General features: G+C 69.3%; 4 protein-coding genes. 3 read left to right on the forward strand and 1 reads right to left on the reverse strand.

What is annotated here, in order from left to right; all coding sequences use genetic code 11:
* The first annotated feature begins 48 nt into the window (after positions 1-48).
* Positions 49-630: a hypothetical protein gene (locus tag QN345_RS17225; protein ID WP_134449714.1), complete on the forward strand. Its 582-nt coding sequence runs from the start codon at positions 49-51 to the stop codon at positions 628-630.
* Positions 631-692: 62 nt separating this feature from the next.
* Positions 693-995 (forward strand): DUF427 domain-containing protein, encoded by a 303-nt coding sequence (locus QN345_RS17230; protein WP_134449713.1) that lies wholly within the window; start codon positions 693-695, stop codon positions 993-995.
* Between the two features lies 1 nt (position 996).
* Here QN345_RS17230 and QN345_RS17235 read toward each other — a convergent pair whose 3' ends face one another.
* Positions 997-2,109 (reverse strand): hypothetical protein, encoded by a 1,113-nt coding sequence (locus tag QN345_RS17235; protein ID WP_322136570.1) that lies wholly within the window; start codon positions 2,107-2,109, stop codon positions 997-999.
* A 309-nt stretch (positions 2,110-2,418) separates the two neighbouring features.
* Here QN345_RS17235 and QN345_RS17240 point away from each other — a divergent pair.
* The coding region (locus QN345_RS17240; RefSeq protein ID WP_323508949.1) for a nuclease-related domain-containing protein at positions 2,419-3,138 on the forward strand (720 nt) is incomplete at its 3' end.

The following is a 3,138-nucleotide window of genomic DNA, read 5'->3' on the forward strand; positions in this document are numbered from 1 at the left end:
CGCCCGCTACGACGCTCGCTTCGCCTGACCGACGGGTAGCCTTTCCCGGTGAGTGAATTCCTGCCCCAGCAGAAGTACCAGGTCCGCTTCGACGTCGGTCTCGCCGGGTTCCAGGCGCTCGCCGGGGACGCGGACGTGATTATCCTCGCGGATGCCCTGCCCACCGTCGGCGACACGGCACCGGCCACGCCCCTGGGCGGGCCCCGCGTGATCGTGGCCGACCTCGGCAACCCGGCGCGCGTCGCCGAGTGGGTGCTCGCGCGTCAGTCCGAGAAGGCCGACCGGTTCTCCGTCGCCGTGATCGCCGTCGGCGAGCAGCGCCGGGACGGTTCCCCGCGCCCGGCAGTCGAAGACTTCCTCCTGGCCGGGGAAGTGATCGACGAACTCGCCCGCCTCGGAATCGACCACTGCTCGCCGGAGGCTGCCGCCCCCTCCGCCGGGTTCCTCGGACTCCATCGTGCCCTCCGCCACCTCGTGAGCGCGTCCGAGACCGCCGTGGCCCTCGGCGCGGCCGGTCGGGGCGACGAGGTTCGCTCCGCCATCGACCTCGCCCGGCCGCACACGGCCACGGATGCCGCCCGGCAATCCGCCGAGATTCGCCGTGTCCGGGAATTCCGGTTTCCGGCCTGACGTTTCATCATCCGCAACCGCCTCGCACCAGCCCGATTCACCGACCGAACCAGGAGCACCCCATGAAGGCAGTATTCAACGGCACCACGATCGCCGAAGCCCCCCAGTCCGACCTCGTCAAGATCGAGGGCAACTGGTATTTCCCGCCGGAGAGCGTCAAGCCCGGTTTCCTCGTGGAGAGCGCGACGCCGTACACCTGCCCGTGGAAGGGCGAATGCCAGTACTTCAGCCTCAAAGACGGCGATGCCCTCCTGCAGGACCGCGCCTGGAGCTACCCGACGCCGTACCCCGCTTCGTTCGACCGGGTCGGCCAGGACTACAGCGGCTACGTCGCCTTCTGGAAGGAAATCTCCGTCACCGAGTAGGTCAGACGCGCGCCTGCGGTGCGTGCGTCGAGCGGGCGTGTGCCCGCACGAGGTACCCGACCGAGCGCACGGCGATACTGCCGATCACGAGGGTCACGGTGGCGAGGATGCCGGTTCCGGCGACCGCCGACACCCAGTCCCCCGACGCCCCCAGGTTCACGGCCGACCCGGTCCCGGCACCGGGCGCTGCGGCATCTCCGATCCAGTGCAGGGCGTAGGTCCCGCTCGCCGCGGCCGTGAAGGTGAACGCCCAGAAGCCGAGGTCGAACCCGAGCCGCCAGTAGGCGGCGAGCATCATCACCTGCACGAGGATCAGCAGCACGAACGTCCCGAGCAGGACGGTCTCGAGGGTGTCGAGCCGGCCGCCGTTGGAGGCGAACCAGGCGTTCCCCGCGACCGCGGGCGGGGCGGAGAAGATCGCGAACGTCGGCAGCAGGCGGGCAGGAAGGGCGGGACGGAACGCCATCCTGCCGAGGATGAGCGCACCCAGCAGCATCCAGAACAGCAGCCCGACCCCGATACAAGCGACGCTCAGCGTCGTCCAGCCGAACGTTCCCGCCGACTGCCCTGCGATGAAGGCGGCGGCGACCGTCGGAAGAAAGTACCCGGCATGGAGTGTGTCGATGTCGCGCATCCGGAGAGCCAGTTGCGCGACAGACCACGCCCCGAAGACGAGCGCCACGACCAGGAACCCGACGACGACCCCTTGCACCAGCGCGACCAGGAGCCCGGCGGGCGATCCCTGCAGTACCCCCGCAAGCGGATGCCCTGAACCGGAACCCGCGGACAGGGATACAGCGACATGGGTGCCCAGCAGCATCCCGGTTGTGGGCGCGAGGGCGGCGAACGGTGCCTGCACCGGGTCGGCGAGGTCCGCCCGGATCGTCCCCCCGTTGTTCCGGCTGCGCACGAGGTAATTGGCGAGGACCGCAACCCAGGCGACGAGCGCGAACACCCACAGGGCCTCACCGATCCCAGCGGGCGTGCCGAGGACTCCCGCGGCCATCGTCCAGGTGCCGGCAAGGCCCGAAAGCCCGAAGGGGATGCCGAAGCTGGTCAGCGGGGCCCGCCCGGTCCGCAGGACTCTCCGGAACGCACGAGGGGAAGCCGGCATGATCGTTCCCCTCGGGCCTCTGTTGAACGGACAGTTGTCCTCTCAATAGAATACCGGAGTCGGAGTGACGTGCCGCAAGAGGGCAGCGCGGGGCCGTCAGGCGCGTGCGTTTCGTTCGTTCCGGCCTCGGGCCGGCGTGCCCAGGAGAGGTACGTGAGGGGGCCGACCGAACCGCATAATCCCGTTGAGTAAGGACACGCCCTTGTTCGGGGGGACAATTGGCTGACAGGATTTGCGATCGCGCGTAGTAAAAGTATCGGACCGACAGACATGGTGAGGCTCAGCGGCGGCGGCATGTACAGGCGGCGGATGGCGGAATCCGTGATCGACAAGCTGCTGCGCGAGCAGACCGGAACGCCCGTGCGTTCAGCGTGGCACCGTTTCCGCGGGCGTTCCCCGCTCGGCAAACGCTGCGAGGGCTGGTACCTGGCCGCACTCGGCGAGATCGCTGTCGGGAAGAGCCTCCAGGCGCTCAGCTCCGACTGGACGATCTTCCACGCGCTTCCGATCGGCCTCGAAGGCTGGGATATCGACCACCTGATCGTCGGCCCCGGTGGCGTGATCACGGTCAACGCGAAACAGCACCGCTCGGCACGCATCCTCGTCGACAAGGCCGTGCTGACCGTCAACGGACGCACGGTGCCCTACCTCCGCCACGCCGAGTTCGAGGCGAACCACATCACCGACCTGATGAGCGACCGGCGCGCCCAGACCGCACCGGTCCGGCCGACCGTGGTCTTCGTCGGCGCCCGCGAGGTCAAGGTCAGGGCTCGCCCGCCGTTCGTCACGGTGCTCGGCGTCGACGACCTCGTCGGCTGGCTCGAGGCGCTCCCGGTCGTCCTCGACCAGAACGAGTGCGGCCGGTTCACCGACCTGTTCGACAACCCGGCGATGTGGGCGAACGTGCCCGTCGAGACCGGCGACGACCTGATCGAACGCTTCCAGGCCCTCGACGCGGAGGTCCGCGCCGCCAGCCGACAGCGCCGCGTCTACATTCCGCTCGCCATCTTCCTCGGCGCCGGCGCCGAG

This window comes from Cryobacterium sp. 10I1, from assembly GCF_035019805.1.
GTDB classification, from domain to species: domain Bacteria; phylum Actinomycetota; class Actinomycetes; order Actinomycetales; family Microbacteriaceae; genus Cryobacterium; species Cryobacterium glucosi.

Coding starts and splice junctions, on each gene's coding strand:
- QN345_RS17230 (WP_134449713.1), top strand. CDS start 693: ATGAAGGCAGTATTCAACGGCACCACGATCGCCGAAGCCCCCCAGTCC.
- QN345_RS17235 (WP_322136570.1), bottom strand. CDS start 2,109: ATGCCGGCTTCCCCTCGTGCGTTCCGGAGAGTCCTGCGGACCGGGCGG.